13 protein-coding genes are annotated in these 15990 nt (G+C 76.0%); 6 read left to right on the forward strand and 7 right to left on the reverse strand.

Going from position 1 to position 15990, the window contains the following annotated elements; translation table 11 throughout:
- The first annotated feature begins 288 nt into the window (after positions 1 to 288).
- Positions 289 to 2325 carry a hypothetical protein gene (locus tag ACIRS1_RS20270; protein WP_402841633.1) on the forward strand — a complete coding sequence of 679 codons (2037 nt, stop codon included), beginning with the start codon at positions 289 to 291 and terminating at the stop codon, positions 2323 to 2325.
- Positions 2326 to 2540: 215 nt separating this feature from the next.
- Positions 2541 to 4775 carry an MMPL family transporter gene (locus tag ACIRS1_RS20275; protein ID WP_402841636.1) on the forward strand — a complete coding sequence of 745 codons (2235 nt, stop codon included), beginning with the start codon at positions 2541 to 2543 and terminating at the stop codon, positions 4773 to 4775.
- On the opposite strand, the gene ACIRS1_RS20280 is transcribed toward ACIRS1_RS20275, so the two are convergent.
- Together ACIRS1_RS20280 and ACIRS1_RS20285 are read right to left on the reverse strand one after the other, a co-directional pair.
- A complete protein-coding gene (locus ACIRS1_RS20280; RefSeq protein WP_402841638.1) occupies positions 4772 to 5338 on the reverse strand; it encodes a cysteine dioxygenase in 567 nt (188 codons plus the stop codon). The two genes, ACIRS1_RS20275 and ACIRS1_RS20280, sit on opposite strands and share 4 nt — an antisense overlap.
- A 223-nt stretch (positions 5339 to 5561) precedes the next feature.
- The gene (locus ACIRS1_RS20285) at positions 5562 to 6521 is read right to left on the reverse strand and encodes a helix-turn-helix transcriptional regulator (RefSeq protein ID WP_402841640.1); all 960 of its coding nucleotides are present in this window, start codon (positions 6519 to 6521) and stop codon (positions 5562 to 5564) included.
- A 115-nt stretch (positions 6522 to 6636) separates the two neighbouring features.
- Here ACIRS1_RS20285 and ACIRS1_RS20290 point away from each other — a divergent pair, with 115 nt between their 5' ends.
- Positions 6637 to 8250 (forward strand): MFS transporter, encoded by a 1614-nt coding sequence (locus tag ACIRS1_RS20290; protein ID WP_402841642.1) that lies wholly within the window; start codon positions 6637 to 6639, stop codon positions 8248 to 8250.
- A gap of 4 nt (positions 8251 to 8254) precedes the next feature.
- On the opposite strand, the gene ACIRS1_RS20295 is transcribed toward ACIRS1_RS20290, so the two are convergent.
- The 4 genes from ACIRS1_RS20295 to ACIRS1_RS20310 all read right to left on the reverse strand — a co-directional run bounded on the left by ACIRS1_RS20295 (position 8255) and on the right by ACIRS1_RS20310 (position 13531).
- Entirely contained in the window at positions 8255 to 9247 is a 993-nt protein-coding gene (locus ACIRS1_RS20295) for a chitinase (protein WP_402841643.1), read from the reverse strand.
- A gap of 146 nt (positions 9248 to 9393) precedes the next feature.
- On the reverse strand, positions 9394 to 11280 hold the full coding sequence (locus tag ACIRS1_RS20300) for a hypothetical protein (protein WP_402841644.1): 1887 nt from the start codon (positions 11278 to 11280) through the stop codon (positions 9394 to 9396).
- 90 nt (positions 11281 to 11370) lie between these two features.
- Positions 11371 to 12105, reverse strand: coding sequence for a hypothetical protein (locus tag ACIRS1_RS20305; RefSeq protein WP_402841647.1), 735 nt, complete (start codon positions 12103 to 12105; stop codon positions 11371 to 11373).
- A 169-nt stretch (positions 12106 to 12274) separates the two neighbouring features.
- Positions 12275 to 13531 (reverse strand): alpha/beta hydrolase, encoded by a 1257-nt coding sequence (locus ACIRS1_RS20310; protein ID WP_402841650.1) that lies wholly within the window; start codon positions 13529 to 13531, stop codon positions 12275 to 12277.
- 135 nt (positions 13532 to 13666) lie between these two features.
- On the opposite strand from ACIRS1_RS20310, the gene ACIRS1_RS20315 reads away from it, so the two are divergent.
- Positions 13667 to 14125: a MarR family winged helix-turn-helix transcriptional regulator gene (locus ACIRS1_RS20315; RefSeq protein ID WP_402841653.1), complete on the forward strand. Its 459-nt coding sequence runs from the start codon at positions 13667 to 13669 to the stop codon at positions 14123 to 14125.
- A gap of 144 nt (positions 14126 to 14269) precedes the next feature.
- Here the strand turns inward: ACIRS1_RS20315 and ACIRS1_RS20320 are convergent, their stop codons facing one another.
- Complete coding sequence (locus ACIRS1_RS20320; protein ID WP_360216571.1) at positions 14270 to 14662, reverse strand: nuclear transport factor 2 family protein; 393 nt, start codon at positions 14660 to 14662, stop codon at positions 14270 to 14272.
- A 104-nt stretch (positions 14663 to 14766) separates the two neighbouring features.
- Between ACIRS1_RS20320 and ACIRS1_RS20325 the strand changes: the two genes are divergently transcribed.
- Both ACIRS1_RS20325 and ACIRS1_RS20330 read left to right on the forward strand, forming a co-directional pair.
- Positions 14767 to 15285, forward strand: a complete 519-nt coding sequence (locus tag ACIRS1_RS20325; RefSeq protein WP_402841656.1) for a MarR family winged helix-turn-helix transcriptional regulator — start codon at positions 14767 to 14769, stop codon at positions 15283 to 15285.
- A gap of 46 nt (positions 15286 to 15331) precedes the next feature.
- Entirely contained in the window at positions 15332 to 15943 is a 612-nt protein-coding gene (locus ACIRS1_RS20330) for a hypothetical protein (RefSeq protein WP_402841659.1), read from the forward strand.
- The last annotated feature ends 47 nt before the right edge of the window (positions 15944 to 15990 follow it).

A 15990-nucleotide genomic window follows, 5' to 3' on the forward strand; every position in this document is an offset into this window, starting at 1 on the left:
CACTACACCCACGCCGGACGCACCGAACTCGCCGCCCACCAACGGGCCGTCACCGACTGGGAACGCCGCCGCGGCTTCGAACGACTCTGAACCACCCGCGGCGGGGGCCGAGCCCCTGCCGCCGGCGGTGGCGGCGCTCACCCGTCCCGGGCAATTTCGGCCGCGTCCCGCGCCCGGTCGCACGCTCGAAGCCCCCGGTGTGGCAGGTATACGGCGGCGGCCCGGTCCGCGGACCGTGGCGGGCCGCGGACGGGCCGACCGCCCGTCCGCGACCGAACGGAGCCACCCATGCGCCGACGCCAGGGCGTCCTGCTGACCGCAGCCCTGCTCTCCCAGCTCGCCGCCGGCCCGGCCCAGGCCGCCCCGGCCGGCCCGCCCGGCTGGGGACCGGACCACCAGTGCGGAGTGGTCCGCAGCGGCGACACCCCGCTCGGCGGGGCCGAGGTGACGCTGTACCAGGCCGGCGACGAGGCGGGCGGACGGCCCCGGGCGCTGGCCCGGGCCCGCAGCGGGGAGGACGGCCGGTTCACCCTCGACTACCGCCGGCCCGCGGACCCGCGGGCCGTGCTCTACCTGCTGGCCGACCGGCAGCCCGGCCAGGAGCACCGGGGCGGGGCGTCCCCGGACGGGCCGGGCGGCGACTCCCCGGACGGGCCGGTCACGCTCGCCGCGGTGCTCGGCGGCGCCGCCGCACCGCCCGAAGTCGTCGTCAACGAGCGCACCACCGTCGCCGTCGCGTACGCCCTGGCCCGCTTCACCGGACCGGCCGGCATCGCCGGCACCTCCCCCGGGCTGCAGAACGCCGCCGCCATCGCGCACAACCTGGCCGACACCGGCACCGGCGACGTCGCACCCGTGCTCGCGACCCCGCCGAACGGCGACCGCACCTCGACCATGGCCGAGTTCAACACCCTCGCCAACCTGCTCGCCTCCTGCGTCACCGGCGACGCCTGCCGACAGCTGTTCGACCTCGCCCGGCCGCCCGGCGGCGAGCGGCCGCGGACCACCCTGCAGGCCGCGGTGGACCTCGCCCACGCCCCCGGCCACGACGTCGGCGCCCTCTTCGCGCTCGCCGCGACCACCCCGCGCTACCTGCCCGCGCTGCCCGCCGCCCCCGACGCCTGGACGGTGGCCCTGCGCTACGACGGCAACGGCCACGAGCTCGACGGCCCCGGCAACCTCGCCTTCGACGCCGACGGCAACGTCTGGGTCAGCAACAACTACCGGTTCGGCGCCGACCCGGCCGAATCGGTCTGCGGCGGACGCACCCTGCTCAAGTTCACCCCCACCGGCCAGGACGCCCCCGGCGCGCCCTACCGCGGCGGCGGGCTCTACGGCGCCGGGTTCGGCGTCACCGTCGACGCGCGCGGCGACGCCTGGGTCGGCAACTTCGGCTTCCAGGGCTCCGGCTGCCCCCTCGACCCCTCCCGCTTCTACCGCAGCGTCTCCCAGTTCGCCCCGGACGGCACCGCGCTCTCCCCGCGGGACGGCTGGCGGGGCGGCGGCATCGTCCAGCCCCAGGGCATGGCCGCCGACCGCTCCGGCACCGTCTGGGTCGCCAACTGCGGCGGCCGCAGCGTGACCCGCGTCCCGGACGGCGACGCGGCCCGCGCCCGGGAGATCCCGGTGCCGGGGCTGGTGAAGCCCTTCGGCGCGGCCGTCGACCCCGCCGGGCGGCTCTGGGTCTCGGGCAACGGCAGCGACAACGTGCAGGTCCTGGCCCCGGACGGCACCCCGGAGCGACTGGTCTCCGGCGGCGGCCTGAACCATCCGCTCGGCGTCGCCACGGACAGCCGGGGCAACGCCTGGGTGTCCAACAGCGGGGTGCTCCCCGTCCCCTGCGAGGACGCCACGGCGGCCGGCTTCGCGGACGCCGTGGCGGACGTCGTCGCGGGCGGGGCCGGCCCGCTCCCGGGCACCTCGGTCACCATGATCGGTGCCGACGGCACCCCGGCCGCGCAGCCCTTTGACAACGGGGGCCTGTTCCTGCCCTGGGGCCTCGCCGTCGACGGGGACGACACGGTGTGGGTCGCCAACTTCGGCGGCCACCGCGTCGCCCGGCTGTGCGGCGTCAGGACGTCCGCCTGCCCGCCCGGCGTCGGCACCGGGCAGCCGATCTCCCCGGCCGACACCGGGTACACCAGCGACGGGCTGGAGCGGAACACCGGGGTCCAGATCGACCCCTCGGGCAACGTCTGGCTGGCCAACAACTGGCGCACCCTCCCGGTCCAGACGAACCCCGGCGGCCACGAACTCGTCGTCCTGGTCGGCGCCGCGGCCCCGGTCCGGACGCCGCTCCTGGGCGGGCCCGAGCGGCAGGGCTGACCCCGCGGCACGGCCGGGCCGGGCGGGGGGGGCGGCTCGGCGGCCGGGCCGGGCGCGCGGGAGGAGGCGGGCGCGGGGGAGGAGGCGGGCGCGGGGCACGGCTCGGGCGACAGGGCCGACGGGGCGACTACCCGCCGGTACCGTTGCCCGGCCCCGCACCACGGGGAGACTCCGCCGGATCGGCGACCCGTAGAGCAGAGCCCCAGGAGCCGTCCATGCCGCCGCCCGTCCGCCGTACCCCGCCGACCGCCGCGCCCCCGGCCAAGCGCGCGGCGCTGCGCCGGCTGGGCGAGTGGTGCGCGCGCCACTCACTGATCGTCATCGTGCTGTGGATCGTGGCCCTGGCGGGCGTCCAGGCGGCCAACAAGACGGTCGGCGGAAGCTACTCGGACGACTTCTCACTCCCCGGCACCCAGGCGCAGCAGGGCCGGGACGTGCTGCAGGCCCACGAGCCGGCCGCCGCCGGCACCAGCTCCCAGGTGGTCCTGCACGACGCCCAGCCGCTGACCGACTTCCCGAACCAGGTCGCGCAGACCGTGGGCGCCCTGCAGCAGCTGCCGCACGTGTTGTCCGTGCAGAGCCCGCTGCCCCCGGCCGGTCAGCCCGCCCCGCCCGGCGGCCCGCTGTCCGCCGACGGCCAGACCGGTTACATCACCGTCCGCTTCGACACCAACCCGACGCTGCTCGGGACGGAGTACCTGACCGGCGTGGACACCGCCGTGGCACCGCTGCGCGAGGCGGGCGTGCAGGTGGAGTACGGGGGCCCGCTCGGCGAGCTGGCCCGCCCCGCCCCGGACGACCGCACCAGCGAGGCGATCGGCTTCGCCGTCGCGATCGTGGTGCTGCTGGTCGGCTTCGGCAGCCTCATCGCGGCCGGGCTCCCGCTGCTGACCGCGCTGTTCGCCGCCGTCGTCGGCCTCGGCGTGCTCGGGCTGATCGCCGCGCTGTCCACCTTCGCCACCGTCGCCCCCACCCTGGCGACGATGATCGGCATCGGCGTCGGCATCGACTACGCACTCTTCCTGCTCACCCGCCACCGGCAGAACCTGATGGACGGCGTGGACCCGGTGGCCTCCGCCGGGCAGGCGGTGGCCACCAGTGGGCGGGCGGTGCTGGTCTCCGGCTGCACGGTGATCATCGCGCTCTCCGGGCTGTCCGTCTCGGGCATCTCCTTCATCGCCAAACTCGGTGCGGCCGCCGCCGTCACCGTGGTCTCGGCGGTGTTCGGGGCACTCACCCTGCTACCGGCCCTGATGGGGCTGATCGGCCGCCGGATGGACCGGTTCACGGTGCGCCGGCCGATCGCCGAGACCGGGGGCGCGGCGGGCACGGAGGCCACCGGCACCTGGCACCGCTACGCCCGCCGCGTGGAGGCGAACCCGTGGCCGTACCTGATCTCCGGCGTGGCCGTCCTGGTGGTGCTGTCGATCCCGCTGTTCTCCATCCAGCTCGGTCACATCGACGACGGCGCCGACTCCACCAGCTTCACCGACCGGCGGGCCTACGACCTGATGTCCGCGGCCTTCGGCCCCGGGTCGAACGGGCCGCTCACCGTGGTCGTCGACCAGAGCGCCGTGCCCGCCGCGAACCGGCCCGCGGTGCAGACCGCCGTCCAGCAGTCGCTCACCGGCCTGGCCGACGTGGCCAGCGCCACCCCGCTGCAGACCAGCCCGGACGGCGCGGTGCTGTTCAACACCGTCATCCCGGCGGGCGCGCCGCAGGACCGCAGCACCACCGACCTGGTCAACCACCTGTCGGACACCGTACTGCCCGACGCGGTGGCCGGCACGGGCGCCACCACCTACGTCACCGGGAACACCGCGGCGCAGGTGGACTTCCTGGACATCGTGTCCAGCCGGCTGCCGCTGATCATCGCCGTCGTGGTGGGCCTCGCCTTCCTGATCATCCTCGTCGTCTTCCGCGGCCTGCTCGTCGCCGTCAAGGCCGCGGTGCTCAACCTGCTCTCGATCGCGGCCTCGTACGGCGTCGTGGTGGCCGTCTTCCAGTGGGGCTGGGGAGGGCCGGCCCTCGGGGTCTCCGGGAAGGTTCCGATCGAGAGCTACGTGCCGATGATGATGTTCGCGATCGTCTTCGGCCTGAGCATGGACTACGAGATCTTCCTACTCTCGCGCGTCCACGAGGCCTGGCTGCGCACCGGCCGCAGCCACGACGCGGTGGCCCACGCGCTGGAGATCACCGCGCGGGTGATCTCCTGCGCCGCCCTGATCATGGTGAGCGTCTTCGCCGCCTTCATCGTGAGCGACAACATCGTGATCAAGATGATGGGGCTCGGCCTCGCCGTCAGCGTCCTGGTGGACGCCACGGTCGTGCGCCTGCTGCTCGTCCCGGCGGTGATGACCCTGCTCGGCGCGGCCGCCTGGTGGACACCCCGGTTCCTCGACCGGATCCTCCCCCACATCGACACCGAGGGCGAGGGCGAGACGCCCTAGCCTTCCGTCCGTGCGGGGTCCTCGTAGACGCGCCGGATGCTGGAACCCAGCCGGCCGATGTCCGCCCCGTACACGTGGATGGACACCGCCTTGCGGTCCCCGCCGTTGCTGACCCGGTGGATGTCGTGGGGCGGGGCGATGCCGACGACGTCACCGGTGGCGTTCACCAGTTCCTCGGTCACCACCAGGCGGGTGCCGTCGCCGGCGGGCACCTCCCGGTAGCGGGTCTCCTGCTCGACGCCCTCGTACACCCCGGTGACGCACCAGGACACGTGGTCGTGGATCGCCGTCCGCTGCCCCGGGTACCAGACCAGCGCGACCACCGAGAAGGTGCCGTCCGGCTCCACGTGCAGGACGTGCTGGCGGTAGTGCGCACGGTCCCCCTCGCGCTGGTCCGGGGTCAGCAGGTCGGGGTGGTCGAGGAAGGGGCGCAGGCGGTGTGCCACGGCCGCGGCCGTCCCGGCGGGCGAGGTACAGCTCCGCACGGCCGCTCGCACCGATTCGACCAGTCGCACGAGTCGGACGCTGACGGCGACGCTCTGGGTCGGGGTTGCAGTAGCCATGCGCATGACACCTCCTGGATGCGTGGACGCCTGCGGCCGCCCCGCGGGACGACGCCGGGCGGCCGCCCGGTGGGGCCGGGCGCTGGTCCGCGCGCCGCCCGGAACCGCACGCCGCCCCACCGGCCGGTCGATGACGGCAGCCTAACCGAGTGGCGCAACCGGCCGCCGGGGCAGCCGAGTTGCAGTTGAACGGGCGAGTGGCGCAGCCACCCTCCCCGGCCGGTCACACCCGGGCCCGCTCCGGCCTCCCCTGCGCCCGGTCCCGTGCCAGGTCCCGCGCCAGGCCCCGCGTCGGCTCCTGCTCCGGGTCCTGCCCCGGGGCCTGCACCGGGCCGGGTTCCAGGGCCGCGAGGAGGTGCAGCGCCCGCTCGTCCGGGCTGCCCGGCGCCGCCGTGTAGACGACCAGGAGGTGGTGCGCGGCGCCCGGCGCCCGGAAGGTCTCGTAGTCCAGCGTCACGTCCCCGACCACCGGATGCCGGAAGCGCTTGGGGCCGCAGGTCTTCTCGTGCACGTGGCGGCCGGCCCACAGGGTGCGGAACTCGGCACTGCCCAGCGAGAGTTCACCGATGAGGCGGACCAGCTCCGGATCGTGCGGCCGGCGCCCGGAGGCCATCCGCAGCACCCCGACGGTGGTCCGCGCGGCCTCCTCCCAGTCGAGGTGGACGGCCGGCGCCGCCGGGTCCAGGAAGATCCGGCGGGCCATGTTCCGCTCGCGCGGCGGCAGCCGGGGGAAGTCCGCGATCAGCGCGGCCGCCAGGGCGTTCCAGGCCAGCACGTCGTTGCGCTCGTTCATGATCAGGGCGGGGGTGGTCGGCATCGCCGCCACCACGCGGTGCAGCGCGGGACGCAGCACCTCCTCGCGTCCGACCGCCGCCGACCGCCCCCCACGGCGGCGGGGCGGACGGGCCAGGTCGTACAGGTGGGCGCGCTCGGCCGGGCCGAGCCGCAACGCGCGGCCGAGCGCGTCGAGGACCTCGTCGGACGGGCGCTCCGCGCGCCCCTGTTCCAGCCGGACGTAGTAGTCGGTGCTGAGGCCGACCAGTTCCGCGACCTCCTCGCGCCGCAGGCCGGGGACCCGGCGCCGGGCGGTCGGCGGCAGCCCGACGTCCTCCGGCGAGACCAGGGCCCGGCGGCTGCGCAGGTAGTCACCGAGGCTGTTGGTGAGCATGATCGGGTCGGGCATGCGTTCCAGTATGGGCGGGCGGGCCCGAGCCGCCGAGGCCGGAGGGTGGCCCTGCCACTCCCAGGGAACGCGGCTCCCTTCAACCGCCGGGCGGCGCCCGCGGACGATCGGCGCCATGACCGCTTCCCCGCACCTCGACGCCCCGCACGCCGACGCCCCGCACGCCGATGCCCTGCCCCCGGACGCCCCGCACCGCGCACACCCCCGCCCGGTGGACGCCACCGCGCCGGCCGCCGCACCCGCACCGCCCCGCTACTGGGCCACCGTCAGCGCGGTCGGTTGGTCCGCGCTGATGCTGCCGTTCTCGGTGACCGGGGCCGCCGTGGCCCTGCCCAGCATGACCGCCCACCTGGGCGCCTCGGTCAGCGCCGCCCAGTGGATGCTGAACGCCTTCAACATCACCTTCGCCACACTGCCGCTGGCCGCCGGCGGCCTCGCCGACCGGATCGGCCGGCGCCGGGTGCTCCTGACGGGCATCGCGCTGGTCGGCGCCCTGTCGGCACTGGTCGCGCTGGCGCCCTCGATGGCGGTGGCCGACGCGGCCCGGGCCGTCCAGGGGTGCGGGGCGGCGGCGGTGCTGGCCTCGGGGGCGGCGGTGCTGGCGAACGCCACGTCCGGGCGGCGCCGCCAGCTCGCCTTCGGCGTCCTGGGCACCGCCTTCGGGACGGGCCTGGCGATCGGCCCGATGGCCGCGGGCGCACTCGTGGAGGCGGCCGGCTGGCGGTCGGTCTTCCTGCTGGTGGCCGCGCTGGCCGTGCCCGCGTGGCTGTGCGCCACCCGGGCCCCGGAGTCCCGCGACCCCGGGCACCCCGGCGTCGACCTGCCGGGGCTGGGCTGCTTCACCGCCGGCCTCGGCGCCCTGTCGTTCGCGCTCGTCCGGGCCACCACGGCCGGCTGGACGGCCCCGGGCACCCTGCTGCCGCTCGCCGGCGCGCTCCTGCTGGTCGCGCTCTTCGTGGTGGTGGAGCTGCGCCGGGCCGGACGCGCCATGGTCGACGTCCGGCTGTTCCGTCGCCCCGCCTTCCTCGCCCTGATGTGCCAGCCGTTCACCGTCACGCTCGGCTTCGTGGTGCTGCTGGTGCACCTGCCGGCCTACCTCCAGGGCGTCGGCGGCCGGAGTGTCCTGACCAGCGCGCTGCTCCTGCTGCCGATGACGGCGCCCGTGCTGCTGCTGCCGCTGCCGGCGGCCCGCCTCGCCGCGGCCTGCTCCGTGCGGACGGTGCTGACCGCCGCCTCCGTGCTGATCGTGGTGGGCGCGCTGCTCCTGACGACCGTGCGGGCCGACGGGTCGTGGGCGGCGCTGGCCGTGCCGCTGCTGCCCTTCGGGGCCGGTGTCGGGCTGGCGTTCGGGGTGATGGACGACGCGGCCGTCGGCACCGTGCCGCCCGAGCAGGCCGGAGCGGCCGCGGGCGTCTTCAACACGATGCGCGTCACCGGCGAGTCGGTGGCCGTCTCCGGGGCCGCCGCACTGCTCAGCACGCTGACCGCCGCCCGGCTGGACGGCATGGGCCTCTCCCCCGGGGACGCGGCGCGGGTGGCGGCCCTGGCGGTCCAGGGCCGGGTGCCGGACGCGCACCACCCGGCCCTGACCGCCGGTCTCACCGGCGCCCTGCACACGCTCGGCGTGGTCCTGGCGGTGATGTCCGCCGTCGGCGCGGTCCTCACCCACCTGGCCCTGGCCCCGGGGGCGGCGGCAGGCACCGACGCCGAGGCCGAGGCCGACCGATGACCGGTCAGCCCTTGTACTGGGCGACGATCTTCGTGAACGCGTACGGGGACTGGCTGATGCCGCTGCAGGCGTCGGACCCGCCCCCGGAGCAGCCGCGGTCGCGGTTGACGGACCAGAAGGCGTAGCGGGCGATGTGGTGCTGGCGGGCGTAGCCCAGGATGGTCTGGAAGTCGCCGGTGGTGACGGTCTCGTCCGCCTCGTCGGTGACGCCGTTCATGGACGAGACGCCGATGTGCCGGTAGGCGGCGTCGTCGCCGTAGCCGTAGGCGGACTTCACCGCGGCCTTCAGGCCCTCCAGGGCGCTGACGCTGGCCTGGCCCATGCTTCCGCTGTGCCCGCCGAAGTCGAAGGGCATGACCACCCAGCCGTCGTTGGCGAGGCCGGCGGCGGCGCCCCGGCGGATCAGGTCCTTGCCGTTGGCGTCCGGGCCGCTCGGGGTGGTGCCCATGGTGACGTAGGTGACCAGCCCGGGGTTCCTGGCCTTGACGGTCTTCAGGGCGTCGACGACCCGCTGGCGGACGGTGGCGTTGGAGAACTCGGTGTTCTCGATGTCGATGTCGAGCGCCTTGAGGTGGTAGGCGTCGACGACCTTCTGGTACGCCCCGGCGAGTGCGGCGGCGCTGCCGCACTTCTCGCCGAGCTTGTTGCCGCTCCAGCCGCCGACCGAGACGACCACGTCGCCGCCGGCCGCACGGATCGACGCGATGGCGGCCTCGTCGGAGCCGCCGCGCAGGGCCCGGCTGCCGTCCCACTTGGGGTTGCAGGTGCCGTCGGACAGCATGAAGGCCAGCGTGAACCACGTGACGCCGGTGGCCGCCATCACGTCGGTGGGCTTCTGCGGGTTGCCCCAGCCGAGGTACTCGTACGGGGCGGCGGCCATCGCGCCGGGCCCGGCGGCGGCGTGCGGGGTGCCCGCGGCCGCGGTGCCGACGGGGGCGAGGGCCAGGGCGGTCGGCGCCAGCGCGGCGGCGGCGAGGACGGAGGTGAGACGGCGCACGTCTACTCGATTCTCTGATCGGGTGGAGGGGAGGGCGCGCGACGCGGGTGGCCACCGGAGACGCGGAGTTCAGGATCCCCACGTGATGACCACCCGTCAATGGATATGGTTAGGAAAGTTTCCCAACACTTCCCGGCGCCCGCATCTCAGCCGCACGCCTGCGCGTGGACCGTCGGGTCCTCCTGCGCGAGACGGCGCAGGATCGCGGCGGCCCGCGGCTGCGGCGGGGTGCCGTCGTCCGGCAGCGTCCAGCGGAACTGCTGCGGCCTGCCGCTCCCCCGCGCCTCGTCCGAGGCATCGCCCACGCCCGTGCCCGAGGCCTCGCCCGGCCGGCGCCAGAAGGTCACCACGACGACGTCCGGGTCGTCGGCGTCGGTGCCGATCCAGCCGCGGCGGACACCCCAGCGGCCCAGCAGCCCGGGCGACTCGTCCAGTGCGGCGGTCACCAGCCGGGCCGTCCGCCGGGCCGGCCAGGACCAGGAGTCATCGGACTCCGCGCGGGCGACCTCCGCGTCGTAGGCGGCGGCGTCGAAGCGGCGGGCGGGCGGGCCGGGGTCGGGCTCCCCCGCGTCCCGGTCGTTCCACGGGCTCCGCCAGCCGTCCCACACCACCTCACCGCCGACCCGACGGATGGTCACGTAGAGCGCGCCGCAGCACCCCTCGGCGCAGGCCGCCTCGGCGAGCCGCACCTCGCGCGGCTCCGCCGCGGCCCGTAGCAATCCACCGTCCAGCAGCGCCTCGGGCGGTTCGGCGGGGCCGCGGCCGAACAGCGCCGGGACGGCCGGACGGCCGTCGATCAGGATCCGGGTCTCGACCGCCGCCCGCTCCGCCGGGTCGCCGGCCACCACCTCGACGCGCAGGGCGGGCCCGCGGCCGGGGCCGCCGTCCGGCTGCTCGAAGGGGCGCCGCCCGACGCGGCGGATCCAGGCCGCTCGGGGGCGCTGCTCCGCGTCCTGCGGGCGGGTGCCGACGGCGGCCCAGCGCGGCTGCGCCAGCAGCCGGCCCAACGACTCCAGCAACGCGGTGCGCGTCCCGGGCGGCCAGTCCAGCAGCACACCGGCACCACTGCTCAGGTCCAGGGCGAGCGAGAGCAGCATCGCGGCGTTGTCGACGGTGGCCGGCAGCCGGGCCGCCGCGGTGACCACGCGGCGGTAGAGGCCGAGCACGCCCCGGCAGGCGAGCAGATCGGCCGGGTCGTGACGGGAGGAGGCCATCCGGACGAGCAGGGCGCCCGCCAGGGCGAGCAGGTCGGGGTCGGCGGGGTGGCGGTCCATCAGCCCGGGCAGCCGGGAAGCCTCGACGATCCGCCGGGCGGTCGCGGCGGGGAGCTCGCGCGGCGGGTCCGGCAGGGCCAGGAGCGCCGCGCGGACGGCCGGGTCGCCCCCGGCCCGCAGGGCGCGCAGCAGCGGACGGAACAGGTCGCGACGGGCGCCGACGCCCAGGTGGACGAGCCCGGCGGTCGGGCGGTCGAGCAGGTCGAGGGCCTCGACGGCCGGGCCGGTGAACTCCCGGAAGCGGCCGAGGACGGCGAGCTGCGGCACGTCCTCGGGCTCGCCGGTGCGGGCGAGTAGGAGGAGGCCGACGACGACGGCGAGCGTGGTCGTGCCCGTGCGGACCAGCCCCCGGGCCAGGGTCCGGGCCTCGGCCGACCGCCCGGCGAGGAGCGGAAGTTCGGCGACGACCTGCCGGATCAGGTGCCGGTGGTGGTCCTGGAGCCCTGGATGCGCCAGGCGGCGGTGCAGGGCGGCCGGGCCGTCCGGGCCACCCGGGAGCGGGTGGAGGACCTCCCGGAGGACGGCGAGCGCCTCCGCCCGGGGCAGTGGGTCCGCTCGACTCCCGGGATCCGGGGGCTCACCGGACTCCGCGGGGCTCCCGGGACTCGCGGAGCTCGCGGCCCTCGCGGGCTGGAGGAAGCCCCCGCGCCGGGGCGGCAGGCCGTCCGGGGAGGCGGCCAGCACCTCCACGGCCAGGTCGTACAGTGCGGGTGCGGCGGGCGGGAGGGTGAGCGCGTGGCGCTCGTCCTGGGCGCTCACCGGGTGGTGTGGGACTCGATTCCGTGGGTCATGCGCGCAGACTGCCAGCCGGCCCGCCCGCTGTCGAACGGTTTTCGCGGGCGCGCCCGCTCAGCACGTCACGTGTTGACCGTCGTGGTGCTCGTGGACCTCGACGGTCCCGGGCAGGGCGCCGGCCCGGGTGCGGATCCGGTCGCGTTCCCCGCCCGGGGTACCCGACTGGATCCGTACGAGCAGCCGGGTGTCGGCCACGCCGGCGCCGGCCGTGCACAGGGTGAGCACCTGGGTGCCCGGGCCGATCTCGCCGGCCGCCCAGGTGGCGGCCTCGATGCCGCGGCTCACCGCCGGGCCGTCCGGGCCGATCACCACCACGTAGCCGTCGGCCGGGGTGACGTGGGGGCGCACCAGCGGGGCGACCGCCGGATAGACCCAGGTACCCGCCGCGAGTGCGGCCGCCGACCAGCCCAGCGCCGTCACCGCGCGACCGCGCACCATCGGGCGGGCGAGGTGGCGGGCGGCCAGCAGGAGGACGAGCGCCGGGCCGAACATGCAGATCCAGGCGCCGGCGAGGAGACCGAGCCAGCCGAGCACCGCCAGGCCGAGGAGCATGCAGAGTAGGGTGACCAGCCCGGCGACGACCGCCGCCGCGCCGCAGGCGGTGCGGAACGCGATCCGGTCCCGGTGGAACGCCAGCGGCGCGGCCGCCGGGAGCGCGGCGGCGAGCACCACCAGGCCCGCGACGGCCTCCCCGCCCCCGGCCAGGAGCAGGCAGGCCGGTGCGGCGCAGAGTGCCGCGGCTGCGGCGGCGAGCCATCGGGCCCGTTGCGGTACTGCTTGCCTGGCCATGGCCGATCCCCCCGAACGCCGGTATTGAACACGTTCAAACATAGCGTCCCGGGGCCACCCCGCCGACACCCGGGGGCGTCCACAGCCGTCCGGGCCCGACAGCCGCCCCGGGGGCCGCCGCCCCGGCGTCGCCCGCCGCCGACCGGGCCCCGCCGACGTCCCGCGGCCGTCAGCCCCGACGGGCCTCGACGAGCCGGGTCGGGGCGGCGCCGAGCCACCAGACCGGGTCGGCGCCGCCGTCGGTGGTGCGGCCGTCCCGGTGGACGTAGTGGCGGACGTCGCGGCCCGGCTCCCGGAACTCGCCGGCCAGGGCGCGCTCCAGCCACTCGGCACCGAACCGGAAGGCCTCCGCCGCCACCCCGCCGAGCGGGTGGAACTCGTCCTCGTAGACGCGCAGCTCCTTCGGCGCCCGGATCAGCTCGAAGTTCGCCAGGGCCTGGCCCAGCTCGGTCAGTTCGTCGAACTCGCCGATGCCGTACAGCACCGGGCAGGTGATGTCCGCGACCAGCTCGCCGAGCGGCATCCGGTGCGCGAGGTCCCGGTCGAAGGCCTCCTCGTCGGTGTACCCGGCCATGTACATGTAGTTGTTCTTGAAGGTCGGCTGGGCGCGCTCGAAGATGGTCGCGAAGTCGCCCGTGACGGCCTCGAAGGCGGCCAGCGCGGACAGCCGCCGGTCGGTGGCGGCGGCCCGCGAACCCCAGTAGCCGCTCATCGAGATGCCGAACATCCCGATCCGGCCCGCGTCCACCTCCGGCAGCGCGGCCAGGTGGTCGAGGTAACGACCGATCGCCCGCTCGTAGTTGCCCAGGTCCACGGTGAGGCCGCCGGCCCGGCTCTCACCCTGGCCCGGCCCCTCGATGGACAGCGCGACCATCCCGCGGGAGGTGTAGTAGCGCTCGGCGGCCCAGATGTAGTCCTCCTTGATCATGTCCATCCCCGGGCCGAGGATGACGGCCGGCGCGTTCTCCACCCGCCCGGCCGGCAGGTGCAGCAGGGCGTGGATCCGCGACCCCTCGAAGTCCAGCTCCACGCGCCGCACCCGGCCGTCCCGCAGGGCGCCCAGGCGCTCCACGCAGTGGTTGGCGCGCTCGCGCATGGCGAGCTTGCGGGGGTCCTCCGCGTCGAAGACCGAGTACTGGGCACGCCCCCACATCACCGCGGCCCGCAGGTAGAGGTCGGCCGCGGTCTGCGCGAAGCCGCCCCGCTCGTGGTGGGCGGCGCGCTCCTCGGCCTGACCGGCCACGGTGGCCCAGGCCTTGGGCAGCATCGCACCGCTGCGGACCAGCGCGAAGACCTTCGCGAAGTCGGTGTGGTCGTGGCCGAGCTGCTCCATCGTCCCGACGGCCTCGGGGTGCAGCGCGTCGAAGCCGCCCTGGGCGAGGGCGATGTCCAGGGCCCAGTTCTGGCCGGTCGATCGAATGGTCATGACGGTCCTCCTCCTGCGTGGCGCGCTGCCGACCGGTCGACCCGGCCAACAGTTAAGTACTTAGTCATTAAGTACTTAGGTTAAGCTGCTGTCAAGCCGACCGCCCCACCGCCGAACCGACCCGGGAGAACCCGCATGACCGACACGCCGCCGACACCCGACCGCGCCCGGGCGCTCGACCTCCTGGCCCGGGCCGCCTACCGCCTCAGCGCCGCCGACGCCCGGCTGCGCGGCCGCGCCACCCGCACCCCCGGCGCCCTCTCCCTCACCCACGCCCGCGCCCTGCGCACCCTCGCCGACCAGGGTCCGCTGACCATCGGTCAACTCGCGGCGGGCACCGAGACCACCGGCGCCGCCACCACCCAGCTGGTCAACGGCCTGGTCACGGCCGGCTACGTCACCCGCACCCGACCGCCCGAGGACAAGCGCTCCGTCGTGGTCACCCTCACCGACGCCGGGCGGGAGCGCCACCGGCAGCGCCAGCAGGCGCTCACCGAGGCGCTGCACACCGACCTCGCCGACCACGACGCCGCAGCCCTCGAACGCGCCGCCGAGGTGCTGCACCGCCTCTCGGCCGTCTACGACCGGCTCTGACGCCGGTACGGCCCCGGGCGGCGCAGCACCCCGGCGGCGCGGCCCCGGGCGGCGCAGCACCCCGGCGGCGCGGCCCCGGGCGGCGCAGCACCCCGGCGGCGCGGCCCCGGGCGGCGCAGCACCCCGGCGGCTCGCCGGACCCCCTCAGCGGGCGCTGCCGAGGTTCCGGTCGCGCTCCGCGCCCACGAGCATCAGCGTGGTCTCCTCGACCCGGCGGAACCGGCCGTCCGGGGCGAACTCGCCGAAGAGGTAGACCTCCATGCGGACGGTGGAGCCGTCCTTCTTGGTGACCTCCACGGTGTGCCGGTCCGCGTAGCGGTCGCCCACCACCAGCTCGTCGTGCACCTCCACCGTGCCGCCGGCGACCACCGAGCGCAGGTGCGCGATGTGGTCGAGGAACTCGCGCCGGTCGGCCCACTCGCCGTCGGTGCGCTGGCGGTAGTCGGGGGCGAAGTGGCGGTCGGCGGCCTCGTCCAGACTCAGGCCCGGGGTGAGGATCAGGTCGGTCAGGGCGGCGCGGATGTCGGTGCGGTTCATCGGGACTCCTGGAGTGTGCGGGACTGCCTCGCAGAATTTACGTGCCTTGAGCACGCTTCTCACGCTACCGGCAAAGCGTGCCCCGCGCACGCTATTCTGCTGGGGTGACGAACCAGCCACCCCACACCACCGGCGACGAGATCGCCGACGCCCTCGGACTGCTCCTGCGCCGCAGCAGCCGGGCCGGCCTCTACGCCCACCTCACCGACGGACTCGGCGAGTCCGTGGACGAGCTCACCTACCCGGTGCTCAGCGGCCTGGCCCGCACCGGCCCGTGCAGCGCGGCCGACCTCGGCCGCGAGGTCGGACTCGACCGCACCACCGTCACCCGCCGCGCCGACCGGCTGGAGCGGGGCGGCCTGCTGCGCCGCGAGTCCGATCCGGCCGACGGCCGCGCGACCCTGCTCGCCCTCACCGACCGAGGGCGGGAGGCCGTGCAGGTCGCCCGGCGGCGGCTCGCGGCCCGCATCGACGACTCGCTCGCCTCCTGGCCGCAGGCCGACGCCCGCGCCTTCGCCCACTGGCTGCAACGGTTCGTCGACGAGGGCCCGTTCACCGCCGCGGACACCCCGGAACCGAGCACCCGGCAGCGGGCCGCCGGGGCGGACCTGTCGGCCCGGTGACACCCGCGCGGCCGGCTGTCGGTGCCGTCCGCCAGGATGTGCGCCCATGGACATCGACACCCTGCTGCACCAGCTCGCCGACGAACACGTCGCGTACTCCTGCGACCGCCCCGAGGAGTTCCACCACGCCGGAGACCTCACGGTCGTCTCCAACCTCGTCTTCAGCTGCCCGGACCCGTCGGAGTTCTCCGAGTGCTCCGGCGTGCCGGCCGGCCGGCACCCCGTCCACGTCGGCGTCGTCCGGACCCACGACACCGAGACCGGCCGGGAGACGCCGGCCGTCACGCTGGTGCTCGTGCCGCTGGCCGCACCCGAGGTGATCGCCGAGGCCGAGTTCGAGGACGCCGTCGAGGACTACCAGCCGCTCGGCCCTGACCTCGGCTTCCTCTGGGACGCCACGGCGAGGGACGCCTTCGGCCCCGGCCGCCCACGGCCCGCCGGCCTCGCCGACCTCGACGCCCTGGTCGCCCGCGTCGAGGCCGGGCTCGCCACCCCCGACGGGACCGGCCGCGCCCCCGCCTGGGTCGACCTCCCGATCGACGAGACCACGGGCGCCAACCTCCTCGCCTTCCCGGTCTCCGCCGAGGCCGCCCTCTGCCTCGAGGGCCGCGACGCCGACGGCACCCTCGTGGCCCTGCTCTTCACCGGCACGATGTGACCCCCGCGCCCCCGGCCCCCACCGGGCCGGGGGCTGAGCGGGGGCGG

Origin of the sequence: Kitasatospora sp. NPDC101176 (assembly GCF_044768035.1) — a bacterium.
GTDB lineage: Bacteria > Actinomycetota > Actinomycetes > Streptomycetales > Streptomycetaceae > Kitasatospora.

Bases quoted from the DNA above. Each gene is read 5' to 3' on its own strand.
- ACIRS1_RS20270 (WP_402841633.1), top strand. From the start codon at position 289: ATGCGCCGACGCCAGGGCGTCCTGCTGACCGCAGCCCTGCTCTCCCAG.
- ACIRS1_RS20275 (WP_402841636.1), top strand. From the start codon at position 2,541: ATGCCGCCGCCCGTCCGCCGTACCCCGCCGACCGCCGCGCCCCCGGCC.
- ACIRS1_RS20280 (WP_402841638.1), bottom strand. From the start codon at position 5,338: ATGGCTACTGCAACCCCGACCCAGAGCGTCGCCGTCAGCGTCCGACTC.
- ACIRS1_RS20285 (WP_402841640.1), bottom strand. From the start codon at position 6,521: ATGCCCGACCCGATCATGCTCACCAACAGCCTCGGTGACTACCTGCGC.
- ACIRS1_RS20290 (WP_402841642.1), top strand. From the start codon at position 6,637: ATGACCGCTTCCCCGCACCTCGACGCCCCGCACGCCGACGCCCCGCAC.
- ACIRS1_RS20305 (WP_402841647.1), bottom strand. From the start codon at position 12,105: ATGGCCAGGCAAGCAGTACCGCAACGGGCCCGATGGCTCGCCGCCGCA.
- ACIRS1_RS20310 (WP_402841650.1), bottom strand. From the start codon at position 13,531: ATGACCATTCGATCGACCGGCCAGAACTGGGCCCTGGACATCGCCCTC.
- ACIRS1_RS20315 (WP_402841653.1), top strand. From the start codon at position 13,667: ATGACCGACACGCCGCCGACACCCGACCGCGCCCGGGCGCTCGACCTC.
- ACIRS1_RS20320 (WP_360216571.1), bottom strand. From the start codon at position 14,662: ATGAACCGCACCGACATCCGCGCCGCCCTGACCGACCTGATCCTCACC.
- ACIRS1_RS20330 (WP_402841659.1), top strand. From the start codon at position 15,332: ATGGACATCGACACCCTGCTGCACCAGCTCGCCGACGAACACGTCGCG.